Source organism: Rubrivivax sp. A210, assembly GCF_904426505.1.
Classification (GTDB): domain Bacteria; phylum Pseudomonadota; class Gammaproteobacteria; order Burkholderiales; family Burkholderiaceae_C; genus Rubrivivax.
The window spans coordinates 1-3,712 of sequence record NZ_CAJGBN010000047.1 but is presented as its reverse complement, the minus strand read 5'-3'; the positions used below and the strand labels follow the sequence as shown (position 1 = coordinate 3,712).

Annotated in this window: 5 protein-coding genes; all 5 read right to left on the bottom strand. The window is 56.8% G+C overall.

The genetic code is table 11. The annotated features are described in order from the left end of the window. Positions 1-230: 230 nt before the first annotated feature. Positions 231-1,259, bottom strand: a complete 1,029-nt coding sequence (locus tag JMV16_RS19770; protein WP_201496036.1) for a hypothetical protein — start codon at positions 1,257-1,259, stop codon at positions 231-233. A gap of 176 nt (positions 1,260-1,435) precedes the next feature. Next, the gene (locus JMV16_RS19765) at positions 1,436-1,741 is read right to left on the bottom strand and encodes a helix-turn-helix domain-containing protein (RefSeq protein WP_201496035.1); all 306 of its coding nucleotides are present in this window, start codon (positions 1,739-1,741) and stop codon (positions 1,436-1,438) included. After that, positions 1,728-2,048, bottom strand: a complete 321-nt coding sequence (locus tag JMV16_RS19760; protein ID WP_201496034.1) for a transcriptional regulator — start codon at positions 2,046-2,048, stop codon at positions 1,728-1,730. The genes JMV16_RS19765 and JMV16_RS19760 overlap by 14 nt, the downstream gene beginning before the upstream one ends. Before the next feature lie 841 nt (positions 2,049-2,889). After that, complete coding sequence (locus tag JMV16_RS19755) at positions 2,890-3,225, bottom strand: BrnA antitoxin family protein (RefSeq protein WP_201496037.1); 336 nt, start codon at positions 3,223-3,225, stop codon at positions 2,890-2,892. Continuing rightward, a complete protein-coding gene (locus tag JMV16_RS19750; protein WP_201496033.1) occupies positions 3,203-3,472 on the bottom strand; it encodes a BrnT family toxin in 270 nt (89 codons plus the stop codon). The genes JMV16_RS19755 and JMV16_RS19750 overlap by 23 nt, the downstream gene beginning before the upstream one ends. Between the last annotated feature and the right edge of the window lie 240 nt (positions 3,473-3,712).

Below are 3,712 nucleotides of genomic sequence, written 5' to 3'. Positions count from 1 at the left end.
ATCCCGGAATGTCGACTTGGAGTTCTACCGAAATGGCAACGGTTGTCATTTGGTCTCCTGCGATCTGCTGGGTAGGAAACCTGAACAGGCTGATTGCGAGGCCTAACGTTCGAGCTAAGCGGGCGACAGCGGCAGGACGCCAGGCCCGGGCTGGTGAAAATGTACCGCGTACCACCAGCCCGGGCCTGGTGGCTTGCCGTTGGCGCTCCGCTTGAGCGAGGGGTTAGGCGTCAACGCGGACAGACGGGAGCGCTCATGGAGCAGCTCGCTTTAAGCCGTTCGGCGAAGACTGCGCTGCAATCGCGTCCTTCTTGGTCTGGCTTTCCATGCCACCAATCGTCGCGCACTCCCAACGGCCGTTCGCCGGCTTCGCGCTTCATAGATCCGGCAAGCTGCTCAATCGAATGGCCGACATTGAAATCGAATCTCACCTCTTGTATGTGCCGATTGAGCGGCAAGACAAGCTTAAATAGATAGCGAAGCCACGAAAGAACCTCTTGACTTTCGTAGACTCTGTACACCCGTGCTTCAGTGCCGAGGATTGCTTCATTGCAAGCGCATCCGCGCACCCTTGTGGCTTCGTTCTGTTCAGAATAAGCGGTCACTGGGCTTGAATCAAACGCAAAGGCTTGGCTCACCTTATCCGGGAAGGAGTAAAGTACATTTTGTGCTAGGCCCCCTCCCAATGAGTGACCCGCAGTGTAGAAAACTATTGGGCCTTTCTCGCTGTCTTCCAAGTTTTCTCGCTCAGCCTGTTCAATTAGGCGTTTGGCGAAATCTCTAGATGAAGCGTACTGGTCGTTTCCGGGCAAGAAGCGCTTAAACCACCAGAGGTTTCCATTAAACCAATCCTGCGCGCCCTTTCCAGTTCCTCTGAAGACGATTGTATACTCAGTGGTAGATTCGCTCTTGCGCTGCCAAACGCGAACGAACATTCCAAGCTCGTCATCGCATTCCGGAAATTTCACAGCATTCGGTGAGTACTGGCTCCAGCCAGCTCGTGCCAAAGTGTTTCTGAGTTCATCTCCGGTCGTTAGGAGCCTTGGGTGCTTGCAGCCTTCTCCTTCCTCATACACAAGAGCTGACATAGCTGCGAACGGAGCAAAACGTGCGCTGGCGGCAGAAATGTTAGCCAGAGGCATCCTTGTTGTAGATGATCGAACCTTTGGGACGCTCGTTCCGCCGGCGCCGCCGCAATCTTCGAGGGAAGCGCAGCCAGTGATTAATGCGGCGGAAAGAGTTAATGCAAGTGCTCTCATGGAGGTTTATATCCGGGTTGCAGAGTGGGAATTTGACGCCTAACGTTCGAGCTAACCGGCCAGTGGAGGCAGGACGCCTTGGCCCGGGCTGAGAGAATGTACCGCGTACCTCAGCCCGGGCCAAGGTGGCCTGCCGTAGCTGGTCCGGTTGAGCGAGGGGTTAGACCCCGCTGCGTTCATGCCAGCGCTTCGCGTACTACTTCGGGGTGCTTTCTGGCAATACGAATGAGTGCCTGCGCGGCACCTGATGGTGACCTACGACCTTGCTCCCACTCTTGAAGGGTCCGCTTTGAAATGCTCAAGGCTGAGGCAAACTCGGACTGCGACATACCTGTGCTTTGACGGGCTTCAACAACCTCATTGACAGCAACTTCAGTAGCCCGCGCGAAGTCCCTGGCCTTCATTTGGCGCACAGACTCCAAGAGTTTGAGTCCAAGTTCCTCACCAGGCGATGCCGCCTTGCTGGCTTTACGAGTCGTCATCTTCAATCTCCTTGCGGATGGCTTTCAGGATGTGACCGGGAATCGTGTCCTTCGCGGCCTTTGGGTACACGAGCAGCATGCACAACTCACCGGCTTCGAGTCGGGTGAAGTAGATGACTCTGGCGCCACCTTGCTTTCCCATTCCTGGTCTCGACCACCGCACTTTGCGGCAACCGCCACTGCCTGCGATGACTGCCCCTGCCTCTGGCTCGCCTGCTATCCAGGCGAAGAACTCAAGTCGTTCCTCGGCCGACCACATCTTTGCAGCCTCGGCAACGAAGATCGGAGTTTCGTAGATGGTGAGCACGGGGCATTGTACGTCAAAGACGTATTCGACGCAAGTGAGAGCGCTATAGAGGGTGTTCGCCGGGGTCTAACGTTTGAGCTAAGCTGGCGCCAACGGTGGGACGCCAGGCCCGGACCGGTGAAAATGTACAGCGTACCACCGGCCCGGGCCTGGTGGCCCGCCGTTGGTGCTCAGCTTGAGCGAAGGGTTAGGCGTCACTGGGGTGCGGCAGTGTTTGTGCGTGCCTTCCTTTCTAAAAGGATCGCGTTTCGCCAACGCCGATCGTTCTTGGCCACCCAGAATCCTGCCAGAGCCCGAATTGGCACGGCGATGAACAGGCTGGTCCCAACCGACTCGGCGAACCCGTCAACTTCAATCATTCCTGTAAGGCGAAGGATTACCTGAGTAGCTGCCACAACAACTATGCACGTGAGCACCAGTTTGAACGCGTTGCGAAGTCCGTAGCGCCACCACCAAATGAGAAATCCGTAGTAGAAGAAGATCGCAAATACAAGGCCCCAAAAATATGCCGGATATGGCGCGGCTATGGAAGCCTCTCCTCTTTTTCGGAGTTGTCTTGTCAAACTGACTAGAGATAGCAGAAAATATAGACCTGCACTGATGGCTGTCAAAATCAGTAGTATTCTGGCCATCGATATATCTGGTTGTTCATTCGGTTGTGGATCGCCGAAGGGTGGTGGTTACTGAGTTGCATGTCGCCCGAGATGGCGTTTGTGACGCCTAACGTTCGAGCTAACCGGCCAGCGGAGGCAGGACGCCTTGGCCCGGGCTGAGATAATGTACTGCGTACCTCAGCCCGGGCCAAGGTGGCCTGCCGTAGCTGGTCCGGTTGAGCGAGGGGTTAGACCGCACCGGGCGGCCGCGCTTTGCGTTTGACTGGCTGTGAGGCCAGCCACTCTTTCAGCGCGGAATTTACACGGGTCTGCCAGCCGGGCCCACTTGCTCTGAGTGCACCGACTACATCCGGATCGAGTCGGATCGCAACCTGTTCTTTCGCGGGCCGCTTGTTTGGACCGCGAGTGCGGCGCAGGCCGGCCAAAGTAGAGGCGACTCCTCCCCCCGAAGTGACCGTGCCTTGGCTCCAGTCAACCTTTTGAGAATTCAGTGGTGGCTCAGTACTCGCGGCCTTTCGAGCGGCGGCGATTTCGGCTGCACTAAAGGGCTTCGAAGTAGTCATCGGCTTCTTGACGGTCGGCATAGCGGCATGAGATCAGATGCGCGGTGTCGTCACCTCGCGGAGTCCAGACCAAGAAGACGACTCGACCCTTCCACATTCCGAGGCTCTGCAGCCTCAGTTCACCGTAGGTCTCTCGAGAGTCTTCCACCGTGACCATCGGGTAGTCGAAGACCGGTTCCAGATCGGCAAGATCAATCTTGTGCTTCTGGAGGTTCGTTCGACGTTTTGGCTCGTCCCAGGTGATCATGCGCAGACTGTATATGCGTTCTGCGGCTCAGTCAAGCAAACTGTAGATGCAGAATGTGGCAGCGCTGACGACGCTTGGTTGTGCGGTCTAGACAGAATGGCTACGCGAAATCTGGCGGCCCGTCCCCTGCAATGACGTAGGTTGCGCGCCGTTGGCGTGCCGAGCTACACCAATGCACCTGGCCGACAGGCGGTCAGGTCGTTGCGAACTTGCAAGGAGACGGGCCATGAAGGAATCTAG

What these genes read in the sequence shown, in the direction of transcription:
- JMV16_RS19770 (WP_201496036.1), bottom strand. Translation starts at nt 1,259, where the DNA reads ATGAGAGCACTTGCATTAACTCTTTCCGCCGCATTAATCACTGGCTGC.
- JMV16_RS19765 (WP_201496035.1), bottom strand. Translation starts at nt 1,741, where the DNA reads ATGACGACTCGTAAAGCCAGCAAGGCGGCATCGCCTGGTGAGGAACTT.
- JMV16_RS19755 (WP_201496037.1), bottom strand. Translation starts at nt 3,225, where the DNA reads ATGACTACTTCGAAGCCCTTTAGTGCAGCCGAAATCGCCGCCGCTCGA.
- JMV16_RS19750 (WP_201496033.1), bottom strand. Translation starts at nt 3,472, where the DNA reads ATGATCACCTGGGACGAGCCAAAACGTCGAACGAACCTCCAGAAGCAC.